The sequence below is a fragment of the Acidithiobacillus sp. YTS05 genome, assembly GCF_024396695.1.
Classification (GTDB): domain Bacteria; phylum Pseudomonadota; class Gammaproteobacteria; order Acidithiobacillales; family Acidithiobacillaceae; genus Igneacidithiobacillus; species Igneacidithiobacillus copahuensis.
This window is the reverse complement of record NZ_CP094359.1, coordinates 303656-321414: the sequence shown is the minus strand read 5'-3', so window position 1 is coordinate 321414 and position 17759 is coordinate 303656. Positions and strand designations below refer to the sequence as shown.

The 17759-nt window shown below is 58.6% G+C and carries 17 protein-coding genes and 1 tRNA gene; 3 read left to right on the top strand and 15 right to left on the bottom strand.

What is annotated here, in order from left to right; translation table 11 throughout:
- The first annotated feature begins 9 nt into the window (after positions 1–9).
- Entirely contained in the window at positions 10–213 is a 204-nt protein-coding gene (locus tag MQE22_RS01460; RefSeq protein WP_163098445.1) for a cold-shock protein, read from the top strand.
- An 81-nt stretch (positions 214–294) separates the two neighbouring features.
- Here MQE22_RS01460 and MQE22_RS01455 read toward each other — a convergent pair whose 3' ends face one another.
- A complete protein-coding gene (locus tag MQE22_RS01455) occupies positions 295–2112 on the bottom strand; it encodes a DEAD/DEAH box helicase (protein ID WP_215872865.1) in 1818 nt (605 codons plus the stop codon).
- A gap of 59 nt (positions 2113–2171) precedes the next feature.
- Entirely contained in the window at positions 2172–2795 is a 624-nt protein-coding gene (locus tag MQE22_RS01450; RefSeq protein WP_215872866.1) for a hypothetical protein, read from the bottom strand.
- A 119-nt stretch (positions 2796–2914) separates the two neighbouring features.
- On the opposite strand from MQE22_RS01450, the gene MQE22_RS01445 reads away from it, so the two are divergent.
- Together MQE22_RS01445 and MQE22_RS01440 are read left to right on the top strand one after the other, a co-directional pair.
- A complete protein-coding gene (locus tag MQE22_RS01445) occupies positions 2915–3922 on the top strand; it encodes a sodium:calcium antiporter (protein ID WP_215872867.1) in 1008 nt (335 codons plus the stop codon).
- A 36-nt stretch (positions 3923–3958) separates the two neighbouring features.
- Positions 3959–4034 (top strand) — tRNA-Arg (locus MQE22_RS01440).
- 17 nt (positions 4035–4051) lie between these two features.
- Here MQE22_RS01440 and MQE22_RS01435 read toward each other — a convergent pair.
- The 13 genes from MQE22_RS01435 to MQE22_RS01375 form a co-directional block, all read right to left on the bottom strand.
- The gene (locus tag MQE22_RS01435) at positions 4052–4936 is read right to left on the bottom strand and encodes an NAD-dependent epimerase/dehydratase family protein (RefSeq protein WP_255790009.1); all 885 of its coding nucleotides are present in this window, start codon (positions 4934–4936) and stop codon (positions 4052–4054) included.
- Between the two features lie 29 nt (positions 4937–4965).
- Positions 4966–6030: a GDP-mannose 4,6-dehydratase gene (gene gmd / locus MQE22_RS01430; RefSeq protein WP_255790006.1), complete on the bottom strand. Its 1065-nt coding sequence runs from the start codon at positions 6028–6030 to the stop codon at positions 4966–4968.
- A 186-nt stretch (positions 6031–6216) separates the two neighbouring features.
- Positions 6217–7227: a GDP-L-fucose synthase gene (fcl, locus tag MQE22_RS01425; protein ID WP_215885437.1), complete on the bottom strand. Its 1011-nt coding sequence runs from the start codon at positions 7225–7227 to the stop codon at positions 6217–6219.
- A gap of 198 nt (positions 7228–7425) precedes the next feature.
- Positions 7426–7737 carry a hypothetical protein gene (locus MQE22_RS01420; RefSeq protein ID WP_215885438.1) on the bottom strand — a complete coding sequence of 104 codons (312 nt, stop codon included), beginning with the start codon at positions 7735–7737 and terminating at the stop codon, positions 7426–7428.
- A 441-nt stretch (positions 7738–8178) separates the two neighbouring features.
- Positions 8179–9429, bottom strand: a complete 1251-nt coding sequence (locus tag MQE22_RS01415) for a WcaI family glycosyltransferase (RefSeq protein ID WP_215885439.1) — start codon at positions 9427–9429, stop codon at positions 8179–8181.
- 2 nt (positions 9430–9431) lie between these two features.
- Entirely contained in the window at positions 9432–10019 is a 588-nt protein-coding gene (locus MQE22_RS01410) for a putative colanic acid biosynthesis acetyltransferase (protein ID WP_304665206.1), read from the bottom strand.
- The gene (locus tag MQE22_RS01405) at positions 10016–11209 is read right to left on the bottom strand and encodes a glycosyltransferase (protein ID WP_215885440.1); all 1194 of its coding nucleotides are present in this window, start codon (positions 11207–11209) and stop codon (positions 10016–10018) included. The genes MQE22_RS01410 and MQE22_RS01405 overlap by 4 nt, the downstream gene beginning before the upstream one ends.
- A gap of 58 nt (positions 11210–11267) precedes the next feature.
- Entirely contained in the window at positions 11268–12401 is a 1134-nt protein-coding gene (locus MQE22_RS01400) for a glycosyltransferase family 4 protein (protein ID WP_215885441.1), read from the bottom strand.
- Between the two features lie 43 nt (positions 12402–12444).
- Positions 12445–13413, bottom strand: a complete 969-nt coding sequence (locus MQE22_RS01395; protein ID WP_255790000.1) for a glycosyltransferase family 2 protein — start codon at positions 13411–13413, stop codon at positions 12445–12447.
- 103 nt (positions 13414–13516) lie between these two features.
- Complete coding sequence (locus MQE22_RS01390) at positions 13517–14698, bottom strand: glycosyltransferase family 4 protein (protein ID WP_215885498.1); 1182 nt, start codon at positions 14696–14698, stop codon at positions 13517–13519.
- Positions 14683–16350: a hypothetical protein gene (locus tag MQE22_RS01385; RefSeq protein WP_215885497.1), complete on the bottom strand. Its 1668-nt coding sequence runs from the start codon at positions 16348–16350 to the stop codon at positions 14683–14685. The genes MQE22_RS01390 and MQE22_RS01385 overlap by 16 nt, the downstream gene beginning before the upstream one ends.
- Positions 16347–17414: a CgeB family protein gene (locus MQE22_RS01380; RefSeq protein ID WP_215885496.1), complete on the bottom strand. Its 1068-nt coding sequence runs from the start codon at positions 17412–17414 to the stop codon at positions 16347–16349. Before MQE22_RS01380 ends, MQE22_RS01385 begins: the two co-directional genes overlap by 4 nt.
- The gene (locus MQE22_RS01375) at positions 17414–17656 is read right to left on the bottom strand and encodes a hypothetical protein (RefSeq protein ID WP_215885495.1); all 243 of its coding nucleotides are present in this window, start codon (positions 17654–17656) and stop codon (positions 17414–17416) included. The genes MQE22_RS01380 and MQE22_RS01375 overlap by 1 nt, the downstream gene beginning before the upstream one ends.
- Between the last annotated feature and the right edge of the window lie 103 nt (positions 17657–17759).

Here is a 17759-nt window from a genome sequence, read left to right as displayed (position 1 = left end):
GGGTGTAACATGGCGGTTGGTACGGTAAAGTGGTTCAACGACAGCAAGGGGTTTGGTTTCATCACGCCGGAAGATGGCAAGGAAGATGTGTTCGTGCATCACTCCGCCATTGAAGGCTCTGGCTTCAAGACCTTGGCGGAAGGTGAGCGCGTCAACTTTGAAGTGACTCGCGGCCCGAAGGGTCTGCAGGCCGAGAAGGTCCGTCGGGCCTAATTAGCCCGCGCAGGGCAGTGTCAACTGCCCTCCCCCTTGCGGGGAAAACACTTACCGGCCCGGGTTACTGAGCCGGTATTTTTACGTCCGCCGCTCGCGCTTACGGGTGCTCGGCCGGGCCACGCGACGCTCTTTTTCAGCAGGTTCAGTGGTCGTTTTCCGCCGCACTGCCGGACGCCGGGGATAGCTCTCCCGCCCGGCGTCGCCAGACGATAGTGGGCGGATCTGCAGGGGCCGGCCGCAGACCCGGGTCTTCTTCAAGTGCTCCATCACAGAGTCGTGGAGATCGGCGGGCAACTCCACCATGCTGTGGTCATGGGCAATCTGTACCTTGCGAATCAGACGGCTTGGCAAGCCCGATTCATTGGCAATGGCGCCCACGATATTTTTTACCTGCGCTCCGTGCTCCTCACCCACGTCCAGGCGATACATGCGCATATTGGGCTCCCCCTCAGCGGCAGAGGATTCGCGGCGCGCCTGCGGCCTCTGCCGCTTGCCCTCGCCATCGCTGTCACGCCGTTCGCGACGTGGACGTGCAGACGGCACCGCCGTGTCCAGCGCTGCGGAGGGTCGGGTCTCCGGCGCCGGCAAGAGCGGCTTGTCTTTTTGCACTAAAAAAGCCAAAGCCGCGGCAATCTCTCCCAAGCCAATATCGTGCTCCTCCTGATATTGGGCGATCAAGGATTCGAAGGGCGCCAGATCCTCCCCCTCGATCACCGCGAGGAGCTGCTCCTTGAACTGCGCCACCCGACGATCGGCAACATCGGCGAGACTGGGCAAGTGCATAGCCTCGATACTCTGCCCGGTGGCCCGCTCGATGGCCTTGAGCAGATAACGCTCGCGCGGGGCAACAAAAAGAATGGCCTCCCCTTTGCGTCCGGCCCGCCCGGTGCGACCGATCCGATGCACATAAGCCTCGGTATCGTTGGGAATATCATAGTTGATGACGTGGGTGATGCGCTCGACATCCAGCCCGCGGGCGGCAACGTCCGTAGCAATGACGATATCGAGTGTCCCCGATTTGAGACGTTCTACGGTCTGCTCGCGCAACGCCTGACTCATATCGCCATTGAGGGCACCGCAGGCGTAACCACGTGCCTCCAGGCGCTCCGCCAGTTCGACGGTAGCCGTCTTGGTGCGCACGAAGATGATCCAGGCATTGCTGTCTTCCACTTCCAGAATACGGGTCAGGGCATCAAGCTTGTGGGTACCACTCACCTGCCAGTAGCGCTGGCGGATGGCAGACACGGTTTTCGTGGCACTTTTGATCTTGATTTCCACAGGCTCGCGCAGGTACGTGCGCGCAATCCGGTGAATGGCCTCGGGCATGGTCGCGGAAAACAGCGCCACCTGGCGCTCCTCCGGGGTGTGCTGGAGAATATCTTCGACAGCATCGATGAAACCCATGCGCAGCATCTCATCGGCCTCATCCAGTACCACCGCCTGCAGTCGGTCGAGCTGCAAGGTACGACGACGCAGATGGTCCTGAATGCGCCCCGGCGTGCCCACCACCACCTGCACTCCACGCGCCAGCTGTTTCAACTGCAGGCCCATGGACTGACCACCGTAGATCGGGAGGACGTGAAATCCGGGCAAGTATTTGGCGTAGCTCTGCATCGCCTCGGCTACCTGGATAGCCAGCTCGCGCGTCGGCGCCAGCACCAGGATCTGCGGGAAACGCTGCGAACAGTCAACGCGGCTGAGCAACGGCAAGGCAAAGGCCGCAGTCTTGCCGGTGCCGGTCTGCGCCAGACCGATGACATCCTTGCCGGCAAGCAGCGGGGGAATGCTCTGGGCCTGAATGGGCGATGGCTGCTCATAGCCAATCTCGGCTACGGCGCGCTGGAGCGGTTCGGCAAGCGCGAAATCGCCGAAACGCTGTGTGTTTTCCTGTCCCATTCCTACCCCCTACGCAATCGATTGCGCACTATACGCCAAATCTGGCGCCGGTGCATGACTCAGTCGGCAGCCAGCAATTCCTGCAATGCCGCCGCGATGCCCGCGTCGGCCCCGGGGCCATACGGCGTTTGTCCGGGCGTGAAGCGATCGCAAAAGGCGTAGTCGAAGCTTACGTCCTGCAAGCCCAGACTGCCAAAGAGGCGGTTTTCCCAAGACTGATCATCGGAGTGGGAGACCAGCGTCGGCCAGGCGGACGCCGCAGCAGGTTCGAGAATGGGTCCAAAAAAGATTGCGCCGGGCTTGTTGCGCAAGCGCAGGGCACAGGAGCCAGCGGTGCGACCCGACATCGGCAGGAAGTCGATGGTACGGGTGAGGCGCAGCTTGCTGTCCAGAGCAACATCGAGCGCAACGCCCATGGCCCTTCCCTCTATGGGTTGCGCCACCAAACGCAGACCTTTGTCCTGCCAGCTGGAGAGATCCTGGGCACCAAAACGACTCGGCAGAAACAGTACGGTTGGCGGCGCCAGCCTCTCCAGCTCTTGCCAGAGCGCGGCGTCATAGCGTGGGGCATTGACCAGAATGCCACCGGCATCCTTGTCGGCGATGTAATACACCGCCGGGGTGTCCTCTCCACCCTCCACATGATGTATACTGCGGTCAAAGAAACGACAGAGTTCCTGCATAACACCTCTCCAGTCTGGAGGGATTTACCTTGGCGCAAAAAATCTTTGCGCGCAAGGACTGGGCGCCGCAAAACGCAACGCTTATTCTGCCACTTTATCCTCCACCGAGATCTTGACCCATGGATATCGCCCAGCTTCTTCTCGCCCTCGTTCTCATTCTCCTCGCCGCCGAGCTGTTCACCAACTCCCTGGAGCATCTGGGCGACCGACTCGGACTTTCGGAGGGAGTCACCGGCTCCATCTTTGCCGCCATTGGTACTGCGCTGCCGGAGACCATGGTACCACTGGTGGCGGTCTTTGCGTCGAGCAGTCTGGCCACACCGAAACTTGGCGAGGAGGTTGGCGTCGGTGCCATTCTTGGCGCACCGATGATGTTGTCCACCCTCACCCTGTTTCTAATGGCGCTTTTCGCTGCCGGACAGCGCGGCTGGCGCGGCGAGCTCCTGCCCGAGCGCAGCGGTCTGCGTCGCGATCTATCTTGGTTTCTGGCCGCTTTCGCCCTGGCGACGATTGCGCTGTTCATTCCCCACCACGTCGCCATCGTGCGTAGTGCCATCGCCACCATCCTCGTCTTGTTCTATTTCTTTTATATTTTGCTGACGATTCGTGCCTCGGCAGCCCTGGTCGCCGATGGTCACGCCACCGAGGCAGGAGCACCACTCTATCTTTCTCGGCTAGGGCTTCCCAATGCCTTGCCGGTCATCTTCCTGCAACTGGCGCTGGGATTGGCCGGCATCATCTTTGGGGCCGAGCTTTTTGTGCATGGAGTGGAGCATCTCTCCATCTGGCTGGGGGTTTCTGCGCTCATCCTCTCCTTGCTGATCGTGCCCGTAGCCACCGAACTGCCGGAAAAAATCAACAGCATTCTGTGGATACGACGCAAGAAGGACACCCTCGCTTTTGGTAACATCACCGGTGCACTGGTCTTTCAGGGGTCGTTGTTGCCCGCCATTGGCGTCTCTCTGACCCCCTGGTCACCTACCCCACCGGTACTGCTCGGGGCCGTGCTGACTTTGTGTGCAGCGTGTTACACTTTTTTGCTTGTCTGGCGTGGCGTGCGCCTACGGCCCCTACATTTCCTCTTCAATGGGGTCCTCTATTTGGCGTATTTTGCGGTGTTGAGCTAGGCGCAGAGCGCCCCAAGCTGCTACCATTGGCGACACGCCCCAGTAGCTCAGTGGATAGAGCAACCGCCTCCTAAGCGGTAGGTCGACCGTTCGATTCGGTTCTGGGGCGCCAATCCCCATCTGATATTCCTACGCTTCGGCGCGTAGCATCCAGCGCAGGGTTTCGCGTAGCGGAATTTGCGGTGCGAGTCCGGTGCGATCGCGCAGCAAGTCATTCGATCCCCGCAGGAGGGTAATTTCATTGGCGCGCATCAGGTCGGGGTTGACCCGTAGTTCCATAGAGAATTCGCTGATATTGCTGACTATTTGCAGGATTTCGCGCAAAGAATAGGCTCGCCCGGAGCAGACATTATAGGTCTCTCCTTCGCCACCTACCACATCCAGGAGCAATGCGGCGTAGATGCCCGCTACGTCACGCACATCCGAAAAATCCCGACTCACGTCCAGATTGCCCAGCTCGATGAAGGGAGCACGTCGGCGAAAATGACTGACGATTTTCGGAATGAGAAACTTTTCGTCTTGTCCCACACCGGTGTAATTGAACGGTCGCACCATTACGATGGGCAAGCGGTCGAACCAGGTATGCACCATGTGCTCCATGGCAAGCTTGCTGCAGGCGTAGTGGTTGACCGGTGCGGGGCAGACCGACTCATCGATGACCTCGACAGACGGCGAACCATAAATGTTGGCCGAGCTGGTAATCAGGATCTTGCGTGGTGGCTTGGGTAAGGCCGCCAGGGCTTCGAGCAGGTTCAAGGTACCGAACAGGTTGACGTCGTAAAATGCACGCGGATTGCCATGCCCAACAAAGGAGATCGCCACCAGATGCGCGACATGCGTGGGCCGCAGTTCGGCGATGACGTTTCGGACTGCGACGGCATCGGTGAGATCACAGGCAATCTCACCCTCTCCCTGCCCGCTATTCGACAGCCCGACAACGCGCGCGCCCCGCGCGCGCAATCTCTCAGCCAGATGGCGTCCGGTAAAGCCGCTCAGGCCGGTGACAAGTATCATGGAGTCATCTTGATCCCTTGTGTTAAGGATCAAAAAGATACTCCATTCAGATTGCGCTGCAAATCCGTGTGCACCATCATCGCACAAAGCTCTTCCAGCGTGGTCTTCGCCTCCCAGCCCAGTTTGACCTTGGCCTTGGCCGGGTTGCCGATCAGCAAATCTACTTCGGCGGGGCGATAGAACTTGGGGTTGACGCGCACGATGGTCTTTCCCGAAGCCGCATCAATGCCAATTTCTTCCTCACCCTTGCCGCGCCACTCGATCTCCATATCCGCCGCCTTCGCGGCCATGGTCACGAAATCGCGTACGGTTTCGGTGCGGTTGGTGGCGAGCACGAAGGTATCGGGCTCATCGGCCTGTAGCATGCGCCACATGCCCTCCACATACTCCTTGGCGTAGCCCCAGTCGCGTTTGGCATTCAGATTGCCCAGCTCCAGCATCTCCAGCTTGCCGAGCTTGATTTTGGCGATGCCATCAGTGATTTTGCGGGTGACAAACTCCAGACCCCGCAACGGGCTTTCATGATTGAACAGAATGCCGCTGGCACCAAAAATGCCGTAGCTCTCGCGGTAGTTGACGGTCATCCAGTGTGCATACAACTTGGCCATCCCGTAGGGGCTGCGCGGATGGAAAAAAGTTTCTTCATCCTGGGGGATGGCATGGACCTTGCCAAACATCTCTGAGGTGCTCGCCTGGTAGAAGCGAGTCCTGGGATTCACGACCCGAACAGCTTCAAGTAAATTCAGAGCGCCGATGGCAGTAATCTGCCCCGTTGTTTGTGGCTGGTCAAAGCTCACCCCGACAAAACTCTGTGCGGCAAGGTTATAGACCTCTGTGGCCTGGCTATTTTCGAGCAAGCGGATGGCCGAACCCATATCAGTCAGGTCGAATTCCACCAGATGCAGATTGGGATGTTCTTCCAATCCCAGGTCCGCGAGACGCCAGAAATTGACCGAACTCGTACGGCGATAGGTTGCGTGTACCGTGTAGCCCTTTTCGAGCAGGAGATGCGCGAGATAGGCACCATCTTGACCGGTGATGCCGGTGATCAGTGCAATTTTATCGTTTCTGCCAGGTAAAGAGGAAGAACTCACGATCGACAGCACCCTGACCGACACGCAATGAGTCCCTGTAACCATTCCTTTTCAGTCGAAAACATTGCTCAAACCTCGCCTGGTCGCCCAACACCGAGGGCGGCGAAAGGGCGGCTTGCCTCACTGTTCTTGAGGCAGTCCGCCTTATCCATCTTGCTAACAGGTAGACGACAGGCCCCACCGAACTCAGATTTGGCTAGCGTGATGCACTGTCTTGTGGATACCTGCACTCCATACCCCCCGGGACACTCCCTGCGATTCAAGTTGGCTAACATACCATCGATAGGTCTCAACTACGCCCTCACGCAGGGAAATCCTGGCTCGCCAACCGACGGAATGGAGGCGGGTCACATCTAGCAATTTGCGTGGGGTGCCATCAGGCTTACTGGTATCGAAGACTATCTCGCCATCGAAGCCAACCACGTCGGCCACCAGCCTGGCGAGGTCGCCAATGCTAATATCCTCGCCAACACCGACATTGATGATATCCTCGTCATCATAGTGCTGCAAGAGAAATACCGCCGCGTCTGCTAGGTCATCGACATGCAAAAACTCCCGCCGCGGCGTTCCCGTACCCCAGACCACCACGTGATTCGCTCCCGAGACCTTGGCTTCATGAAATTTTCGGATCATAGCTGGCAACACGTGGGAATTTTTCAGGTCGAAATTATCATTGGGTCCGTAGAGATTGGTCGGCATCAAGCTGATGGCATTGAAACCATACTGCCGGCGATATGCTTGGCACATCTTGATCCCAGCAATCTTGGCCACCGCGTACCATTCATTAGTGGGCTCCAGCGGCCCACTGAGCAGATACTCTTCCTTGATGGGCTGGGGGGCCAATCTAGGATAAATGCAAGAAGATCCCAAAAACGCCAGCTTCCGTACCTCGTGCTGCTGAGAAACTTCGATCACGTTGTTTTGAATTACCAAATTACCGTGAATAAATTCTGCCGGGAAGGTGTCATTGGCAAAAATACCGCCCACCTTCGCCGCCGCCAGAAAGACGTAGCTCGGCCGATGCGCCTTGAAATAGCTGTCCACTGCGGCTTTATCCGCCAAATCCAGCTCACTGCGTTCCGGGACGAGCAGATTCTGAAATCCATCCGCCCGTAGGCGCCGCACTATCGCCGAACCTACCAGTCCGCGGGCACCAGCCACCAAAATTGGCTCACTGGCTTTTAGTGCGCGGCTCATGACTTTTCAGGCCGAACGGCCTGCCTCACGCTTTGCGACACCCACGCGGAACGAACGCAGTTCATCGCGCATTTTTGGAAACCCAGATCCAGACCCAACTGGGGAGACGGAAGGTTACGGCTGAGCCTCCCAACGTGGCGAGCCCAACTGCCACCGTGAGGGCGAGTATGCGGCGTATGTAACATGTCTCTATCTCCCTTAGCGAGTACTCATCATCCGGTTACCCTGCAAATTCACACCGTTCATTTGCAGGTTTTCATTCTGGTCGGTCTTCGGCGGTAACTCATCCCACAACACCACGCCTGGGTGCTGATTTTGAAGGGATGGCAAGTTCAGCTGCTCACCTTTTCCCACCACTCGCGCCAGCACTTCGGTCTGAACGCGGACCCCGGGAATCGGTGGCGCCACTGCAGCCAAGGCCGATGCGCTGAAAGAGACGGAAATCATGAACATCGCCAAACAAAAAATGTTCGGGATTTGTTTTCTGAAGGAACCTCTGGCTTGCTTCATCGCACCGACTCCAGTGAACTGTGTCAGGCAGGATAAAGCAACAGCCATGCCAATGGATTTACTTATTGAAAAATAAACAGAAAATGTCTTACTCAGGTCTTTCTGAGGGCAGCCATTGTTACAACGATGGTACTCCGCCGACGCCCTACTCCATCAGAAGACGCAAGAAGCATCTCAACTTACTGATAAATAATCGTATTAGAAACGGACATTGTATTTGTACAAGAATTGAAACAAATTGATATAAGTTCTTGATTTCCTCTAAAAAGGGATCCGACACCTTGCAATAACCCTTTGAATGAAAATATATTTATTGGATACGCGGAGTCTTCATGATGGGCGGTTTTGGTGCGGCAGCCAATCGTCCCCTCAGCGGTGGCAGAGCCAAGTTCTCTGCTGGTCTCAGCCGATCCGGGAAAACTTGGTGTTCAGGCTGCGGATTCAAGCACCTCCGCACAACAAATGCAGTTGGCTCGTAAATCTCGTCAAAATACGATGTTGATCCAACGACTGTTCGGCATAGGCCCGCGCATTATCCCCGCAGATCTTCCGTAGCTCTGGATCCGAGGCCAGGGTTCGGATGGCACCGGCGAGCGCCGCGGGGTCTTCGGGGGTCGTGGCCAAGCCTGTGTGAGCACCGGTGACCACGTCATACAGAGCGGTACCCGGATCTACGGTCGCCACGCAAGGCCTCCCGGCGGCCAGGATATTGGTCAGTTTGGACGGCATCACCAAATCCGCCGCATCCCGCCGTTGTACCACCAGATGGATATCTCCGGCGGCGAGCATCTCGGGAAGTCGTTGCACCGGCTGCACCGGCAAAAAGCGCAGATTCTGCAATCCCATGGCGGCCGCCTGCCGTTCCAGCCGAGACTGGGCTCCGCCAGCGCCGACCATCAGAAATTGTAATCGTGGTTCGTCGGCGCACAAGCGCGCCGCCTCCAGCACCACTTCCAGCCCCTGCTTTTCTCCCATATTTCCTGCATAGAGGACCAGCACGCTTTCCGGTCCCGCGCCGAGTTCTCGACGAAAGTCGTTGTCCCGTGGGCCCGGCTGCAACGCCTCGATATTCGCCCAGTTTGGAAACAGCCAAGCGCGCTCTGGCGGCACGCCCTTTTCCATCACCCGCTGACGCATGGCCTCGGTAATGGTGGACACCCGAGTGGCCCCGCGGAGCAGAAACGCTTCTACACGATACAATACCTTCCCAAACCCGCCGCCAGGCAACATTCCCAGACGCAAGGCGGCATCGAGCTGTAAGTCTTGAACGTGCAGCACCCACGGTACCCTTCTGACCCAGCCATAGAGAAGGGGCCACACCCCGATTTGCATGGGCGGCATCACCGCGATCAGCACATCGGGCTTTTGCCGAAGAAAAAAACGCGGTAGCCAGAAGCGCATCGCATTCAGGGTGAAGGTCGTTTCCAACTGGATGCGCGTTCGCGCCCCCAGCCGATTCGCCGCTGGCACGAAATGCCGCACCCGATGTACCTGTACGCCAGCCATCGCTTCAGTTCGGTAGCGGAAACCTGCATACCCCTCCGCCACCTGCCACTGCGGGTAATGCGGCAGTCCGCAGATTACCTCCACCGCATGTCCGTGCGCCGCCAGCCACTCCGCCATCTCCCCGGTGTACTTGCCAATCCCGGTGGGCTCGGGTGCGTAGTTCAGTCCGTAAATGAGGATCTTCACGGCTACCTCCCAGACGTATCGCCGTCGTCATTGCTGAGCATCCGCCTCTTTACCGCCTTCGCCGGGGTACCCAGTGCCATCATGCAATCGGGGATGTCTTCGAATACCGAACTGCGGGCGCCGACTACTGCGCCCCGCCCGATGCGAACCCCAGGCGCCACGAAAACATCGGTCGCCAACCAGGCCTCAGCACCTATCGCAATCGGCTTGGCATAGATGTCAAACGTTGGCCGGGTATAGTCATGGCTGCCCGTACAGAGATAAGAACGCTGCGAAATCACCGCATTCGCCCCGATCTCGATTTCCCCCAGGGTATACAACACCACATCGTCACCGACCCAGGAAAAATCGCCTATGGAAAGTTTCCAGGGGTAAGTGATGCGCGCCGAGGGTCGGATGATCACACCTTTGCCAACTTTCGCACCAAAGAGTCGCAGCAGAAACCGGCGCCAGCCATACAAAACCTGTGGCGACCCGGCAAACAGACTGGACTGCACCAGCCACCAGAGCTGAACATACCAGCCGGGCTTGCCGCGAAAGCCAGGCGGCATCGTAAAACGATCCAGTCGCTGCCACTCACCAGGTTTCACGATGCCCTCCGCCGCGAATGGCGAGCGATTATCTGCTCATACTCCGCCGAAAGGTCCTGTGCCACCACGTCCCAGGTCCACTTGCGCTGCACCAGATCACGCCCTGCGCGGCCCATGGCCTGGCGCCGGGGGGCATCGGGCAACAGGGTACAAAGGGCGTCGGCCACTTCCGCAACGTCGCAACGCGTCACCAGCCCCGCACCCGCTTTGCTCACCTCCCGATGGATATTCACTTGGTCCGAGATCACCACCGGCGTACCACAAGCCAGCGATTCGGCCACCACCATGCCAAAGTTCTCGGTGTAGGATGGCAAAGCGAACACATCGGCGTCCACATACGCCTGCAGAACCGCCTCGCCATCCAGGTGGTCAACAAACTGTGCGGAATCCTGCAGCGCATGTTCTGCCACCCAGCTCCGCACTTGGGAGCCATAACCTTCGTTGTCCGGCCCCACCATCGCCAGCACAGCATCCGGAAACCGTGCGCGCACCTGGGAGAAGGCTGGCACCAACAAATCGAGGCCCTTTTTGAAATTGATACGACTAAGAAACAGCACCAGGGGCGCATCTCCGATGCCGAGCCGGGCACGGAACTCCCCGCGCGCGGGGAGTTGCGCAAAACGCGGCCAGTCCAGACCATTGGGAACTACGAACGATGGCGCGCGCAGCTTCAAAAATCCCGCCCGATCCCGCTCCTCTTCGGTTGTGTAGTGAATGGCCGATGCACCGTTGAGATTGGGCACATCGAACCAGCGCTCCCAAAGGCGTTTGAGCAAAACACTCTGGCGACTTTGCCGATACAGAAAGGGATCGAGATTACCGTGCGGCATGGCGATGTACGGAAATTTGCGCCGGTGCGCGAGCCAGGCAGCATAGCTCGGCGGAAAGCGATACAGGCCGTGCACATGCAACAAGTCGAAGTCATTCAGGTGCTCGCGGAGCCAGCGCCGCATAGCCAGGGAAACCATCGGGGCACGCAGTTCCCAGGGAAACGCCTCGTAGCGCACGCCGGGGCTCGCGGCACGGAGCGCATCCACGTCGAGCAGCTCTCCATCGCGATTGCCGATTGCGGTAGTACATACCGCAACCTGTTGCCCAGCTTTGACTTGAGACGACGCCAGGGACTGCACCACTTGGGTCGTTCCACCTGACACTGATGCCATCATGGAGATTACATGCAAGATGCGCATTGAGCCCTCACTTTCATGCTGCTCTGGTACTGCCCTGTCGCAAGGCCAACCGCAACTCTCACGAAACGGAAACCGGTTTGTCGATCAAAGTACGAAAGTCTTCCAGGAACAATTGCGCGATACGCTCGGGTGCGTGGGAATTGCGAACCTCCAGCGCCGCCTGGGCGAGCCGATTCAAATCAGATGGATTGCTGATCAGTTCCAGTAGAGCACTCGCCAGTTGCTCTACCGCATCACTCGCTCGATGATCGAATGACATGCCATTCATTCCGTGAAAGATGAAGTCCTTGAAGCACTGAAGGTTCGAAACCACCGGCACACAGCCCCACGCCATGGCCTCCAGCGGCGCCAGTCCAAACGTCTCGCCTCTCTCAGCAACCGAGGGATACACAAATAGGCTGGCGCGCTGGTAAAAGTCGAAAAGCCTCTCTTTCTCGTAGACGGGTCCATGAAACCTGACATTATCACGCACACCAAGGGTTTCTTGGAGCGTTTTCAGATATTCCTCTCCGCCGCCTCCCTCATGGAATTGCCAGGGACCCACAATGTCCAGTCGCCAATCGCTCGGCAGCCGGGAGGCGAGCATATTCAGTAGATGCAGGCCTTTCTCCGGATGCAACCGTCCACAATAGAGAATAGATTTCTCCTTGCGCAGCCAATCCACCGGCCCGAGGTCACGCACCTCAAACGGCAAAGGAAGCGGAACCACCTTGATCCGATCTGCCTGATTAGCGGGCAATTCCTTCGCTATCGCCTGCGCCACTGCGCTGGAGGGCGCTTGCAATCTGGCAGCACGCCAATACAGGCGCATTTGGCCCTTGGGCATTCGCCCTACCAGGACATAGATGGCAGCGCGGCTACGCCAAGGCAAAACGATTGGCGCCGAAAAGGTATTGGTGACCACGACATCACTGTCTCGAGGAATGACGCTCGCGGCCCGCAGCGCATAGCGAAAATCCAGCACCCGGTTGACGTACTGCTTGGGGCCCGCATCAAAGCCAGGAATTCGGATATGCCGAACCCCTTCCTGCAGTTCGCGATCAGGCAGCCCTGTCCACGTCCGCGAGACATGCGTCACCTCATGGCCCGCTTCGGCAAACTTCTGACCAAGTATGTGCCAGAGTTTCTCAGTCGCTCCACCTTGCAATGGAGGCACCGGCAGGCATGGCCCTGAAAGAATCGTGATTTTCATCCGAGCCCCCCCCCGATACTAATGACCTGTCTAATGCGCCCCATCAATGCTCCTCTCTTGTCTCCTGCCGACGGCCGGTGGAAAGTTCGATGCCTAGCCGTAATCGGATAGCGGTAGCCAGGTCAACGCCCGGCTGGCGCATGGCATGTTCGACTTCCATCACTTTTGCGTCTACCAATAGCCGATACCACAGCCCTTGTAGCGTGTGGAACATCAGACCACGCAAACCATCCAGAAAACCGAGTTGAAAAATCACGCGGTAGATCCAGAACAGAAAGGGTCGAACACCAAGCGGCAGCCGAGCGTACAACCGCGTCTTGAGCCAGCGCTTGAGCCGCGCCTGACGACTCAAACCGATAGAGGACGATTCGCGCGACTCGCGCATCAGCAACAAATCCACCGCTTCACGGTTGGCGTAGCGGTTGTGCTTGTCTGCCCACCAAGTCAGGGTGTTGAGATTGTGGTCCACGACAAAGCCGGGCAAGCGGCGCACGCGACCACCGGCAAGGACCAGATGCTCGTCCATCCAGCGCTCTTCACAGCGCGCCATGCCGGCTCGCCAGATGCGCAGCAGCCACGGCGTCATGCCGCCATGTCGGATGCGCCGACCGAGAAAAGTGGTGGGCCGCCGCAGCTCAAAACCCGTCACCTCGACCGGTGTGGCGCGCATCGCATCCCGCACTGACGCCAGCGCCACAGCGTCCAGATATTCATCGGCGTCCAGACGCATCACCCAATCGCCATCAATCGGCGCGTGATCCAGCGCCCAGTTGAACTGCGTTGCATAATTCACCCACGGATGGATCAGGACCGTCGCCCCCAACGACTCGGCGATGGCTACCGTGTCATCGGTCGAACCAGAGTCGATGATCAGAATTTGGCTGGCAACGGCGCGGATGCTCTCGATGCAGCGGCGGATATGGAGCCGCTCGTTGAAGGCCAGGATGATGACCGTCAGTGGGGAGGAATCCGCACCTCCAGGCATCTTTTGTTGAGAAACCGCGGAGCTCACCGTGCCGCCCTCTGTCGATCGATTCCAGCCTGCCTCCCCGCAGCTGGAACAGCCAGCCCGGAACAGGAAGGGATGTACGCCAGATGCCGAAAGCCAGCCAGTCTCATAGTGCCTTCCCAGGAGAGCGGTCCTCGCGATCGATTGACTCCTGCAATCCCAGCAACTCTTGGATTACCTGCAAATAGCCTGCACGCATGGAGGAATCGTTGAACTTTGCGGCCTGACGCAGGCCCTTTCCACGCAAGCGCAACGTCTCTCCAGACTCTAGAAACGCTGCAATTTCCTTGGCGGCATCCGCGCCTTCGGGATCGATGAACAAGGCCGCATCGCCGCCAACCTCGGTCATTGGTGCCCGGTTACTGGTTACCACTGGGCAACCACTGGCCATCGCTTCGGCAATGGGCCAGCCAAAACCCTCCGCCAAGGAGGGAAAGAGCAGAAATTCTGCCAGCGAGTACAGCGCCCGCAGGTCCTCGTTGTCGGCGCCGGTGACCGCATGGACACGGTCCGCGAGCTCGCTTTGCTGCACCGCTGTAGTCAGATCCTGCGGCCAAGGTTTGCCGGCCAGCACCAAACGACAAGCAGCGAAGGCCGGATCTCGGGTCAGTTGGGAAAAGATGCGTACGACGCCGACGCGATTTTTGTACCATTGGTTGCCACCGACGTGCAGTACAAAAGGCTGGTCAACATCGAGACCAAGTGCCGACAAACGCGCACGCGCCTGCTCTGGCGGCATGGGCGAATAGGGATAGTTCAGACCATTGTAAACGACCGATACGCGATCATCAGATAAACACAGTACCGCTTGCAACTCACGCCGGGTTTGTTCAGAAACACAGACCACCCGTTGCGCGCGCCGAAGTCCGCTGGCGATCCAACGCTGCAGCATTCTGCCTGTCCGGCTTACGTGATAGTTGGCGATGACCCCCTGTGCCCCCCGTATCGCCAGGAGGTCGTGGCACGTTACCAAGTGCGGCTTGTGGCGGAGCCAGGGTACCATCATCGCGTTACCTTGGTCGCATAGATGTACGACATCGGCCCAGGCAAGTGCCTTACGCAACGACCAGCGAAACAGCACGAAGCGGTCCAGGTAGCCCAGCCATTTACCCAAACCCTGCTCAGCGTTAGGGACGAGGCGCCCGAGCAGCACCGGCTGCTGCAGGAGCCGCACCTCGTGCCCCGCCTCGGCGTAGAGCCCGCAGATTAAGTCGCCAAAGCGTAGCATGCTTTGCTGAGTCATGGGCGGATAATTGCCAATAACGAGAATCTTCAGGACCGGCGCCATACGCTCAAAACCCTAGTCAACCAAAAAGCGACGGCATACAGAACCGCAATCTGAATCCAGCCCCGCATCAGCACCCCCATGATGCCTGAGATGCTCTCGGTACCCGTAGCCGCACTGGTAAAGAAAAAGGACTCGGAAAACAACATACCGATCACCAGCGGATTGAAGCGCGCTGTCCATTCCCCCGTGCTCTCCGCCGGACCGGCCCAGCACCACGCATCCACCACCGCAAAGATCAGGGCGCTGAGCAGCAGGAGCAGCAACGGCCACAGGTAGCCGAACACGATATCGAGATTGACCAGCAACGAACCGGAGCGGAAACCGCCAATGGCGTAGGGGTCGCCGCTTACGGCGTACAACAGGAAATCTCCTGACGAGCCGCTAGTCACCAACCGCTTGTTGGCATCCAGCCCCAACAGGCTGATCATGGGCGATGGCAGGATGGAGATCACCTTCTGTTTCTCGATCTGCGCAAAGTAGCTCGCAGCGCCGGGGCCCAACGCCTGCTGATTGTCGACAGCATTGTCGACGAACTTGAGGTTGGCCAGGCGATTGAGATAGAGGTTGTCGAAATAGTCCTCATTGATTCCACGGCCGCCGGCCATGGCAGCCGAGATTCGCGCAAAACGTTGCGCGATGTGCCCACTGCGAAATGTCTCCCAGGTCTTGAGCACGAGCTGCGAAGGCGTCATATCCGTCCGCTCCCCCCGCACCAGCACCATGGCCATGGCCATTTCTGACACCGGCCCAGCGATGAGGAGTATTGCAAAAGCCGCCAAAGCGATTTTTCGCGGACTTACGTTGGGTAGCGGCATCTGGCCGGTCGCCAGCAAAAAGAAATAGACAATCAGCAGGGATGCAAAGCCCATCAGCAGATACGCACGACTGTTGACAATCATCGCCAGCACCAGCAGGGCACCGGTATAGAAAACCAGCGCTAGGCCGTTCACCCGAGGTATCCGGCGCGGCGGCGACCAGGCGGGCAGAAGCAGGGTGATGTACGGTACGTAAACAAAGGGATGCAAACCCTGCATCACGGCCTGTAGAATGCCCGACCCACGAACATCAAAATGGTCGCCAAACAATACGGCGATCACGCCAATCGCCCCCATCAGCCAGAGCTGGGAGAAGTGGGGCACACGATAAAAACCCAATCGGCCGTAGAACTGTTTTCGTAAGATCCCGCGCAGGGCGATGAGAAGTGACCCATTACTGTATAACTGGTGCCCGCCGATCAGTGCCAGCAGTCCAATTACCGCATAGGCCAGGTCGATAACTGGGAAGTACAGGTGGTGCGTTACCGGCTGCAGCCCTAGCAACTGGCCGAGGGGTGGCAGGGTAAAATAGGAAAAGGTATAGCCCAGCAACATGAGAGTGGAGATCGGATAGCGCTGCAATGTCGATTGGCGGAGCGCGTAGCCATAACCCAAGGCGTTGCCTGCCACTATGAGCGCAGAGGTGGCTAGGTTAGCAGTGGTAAAGAGGAGCGTGAGCTGCAGGACGGTGGCGGTGAACGCTGCTATGAATACTGTCCAGCGCAGGGTCCGCAAGGTCGCTGGGGTTGCCCAGCGCCTAGGCTGTTCAGGCCGTCCGGAGGCTGCGGGCATGGGTTGCTGCACCGGGTCACGCAGAGCCGCCGCCGGGAGCGTCATATCTTATCGCCTTCATCAGTAGGGCACAGGGTATCCCCTTGTCCAACGGCTGCATCGATTACCTGCGCCAGCACCCGTTCATTGTAGTGGCCGTTACGCAAGGCTCGGGCATGGCCCGCCGCAGCGATGATTTTGCGCCGTGGCTCGTCGGCCAGCAGGGCCATGCACTGCTCGGCACACTCGGCGGCGTTACTCCAGAACACCGCCTCCCGACCGTCCTCGTAAAGCTCCAGATGCTCACTTGTGCGTTCGGCGCAGAACAATCCACCCAAGGCGGTAATCTCCAGGCTGCGCGTAGTGTGCAGATCACGGTTGCCCTTGGACAGCAGACCTAGGCTGATCTTGCCAGCAAGGATGGCGGCGGCATAATCGTCGTTGGAATAAAGCCCAGAACCGCGCCAGTACGGCGCAAGTTGCGGCCATTCTGGCGCCTTCTGCCAGCGATCACCCCAGATCGACATCGGCACGCCATGCCGCACTAGTTCGGCCATGAACGGCCCGCGCTCCGGCATCCAGGTACCGACAAATACCACCTCGCTGGCAAAACGCCGATACTGCTCTGCGCTCAGCTCACGCGGCCTATGCGCTATTTCATCTGCACTGAACCAGACTCGCATGACCTCTCGCGCACCACGGGCGCGTGCCTCCGCGACATTCTCGGCACGCATTACCGCCAACAGGTCGTACTCGGGTACTGCTGAAAGAAAACCAGAGAAACGTCGGGCATCCCGGCCCCCGAACGGATCGTCGACCGTGTAGTTGACGACCGGTACGGATGGACCGCAGCGTTTGTGGATCCCATCTACGATGCGCGGACCAAACCACTCGCCCTGATCGATCCACACCAGATCGGGGCGCGATAGGCTGACCGTCTCGACTAGGCGTCGACCCAGCATTAGGTTTGAACCGATGCCACCTCCCCGGTACAACCAAGGACCCACCCACCGGCCCTCGGGCAGCCACGCCCAAGGATCAACGATCGTGACATCGTGGCCCAGGCGTTCCAGTGCCAGACCACGATGAAAGGAAGTGCCACTATGCTGGCCGACGTAAGCAATACGCATCACACGCCCTTCCACGACATTGCCCACAGGCTCTGCGAGAACACTGCACGGCGGTCAATGCTGCCTGTCCCTCCTGCCTGGCCAAAATCGATCTCCGTGATCGTTACATTGCGATGCGCTGGCTCGCAACGCTCTATCAGCCAAAGCAGATATAACACGCGCGGCGCCGGTACCTCGCCACACGCAATCACGCAGGCGCCGAAGATACGTTGCCGATAAATGGCAAATTCGTCCTTATGCATATAGTAGTAGGTTCCTCAGCATCGCGAAGATGTCATCCCAAAATTTTTACCCGGCCACCAATGCCCGGCACTCTAAGCAGAGCTGCCTTGCCCATCCGGCGTT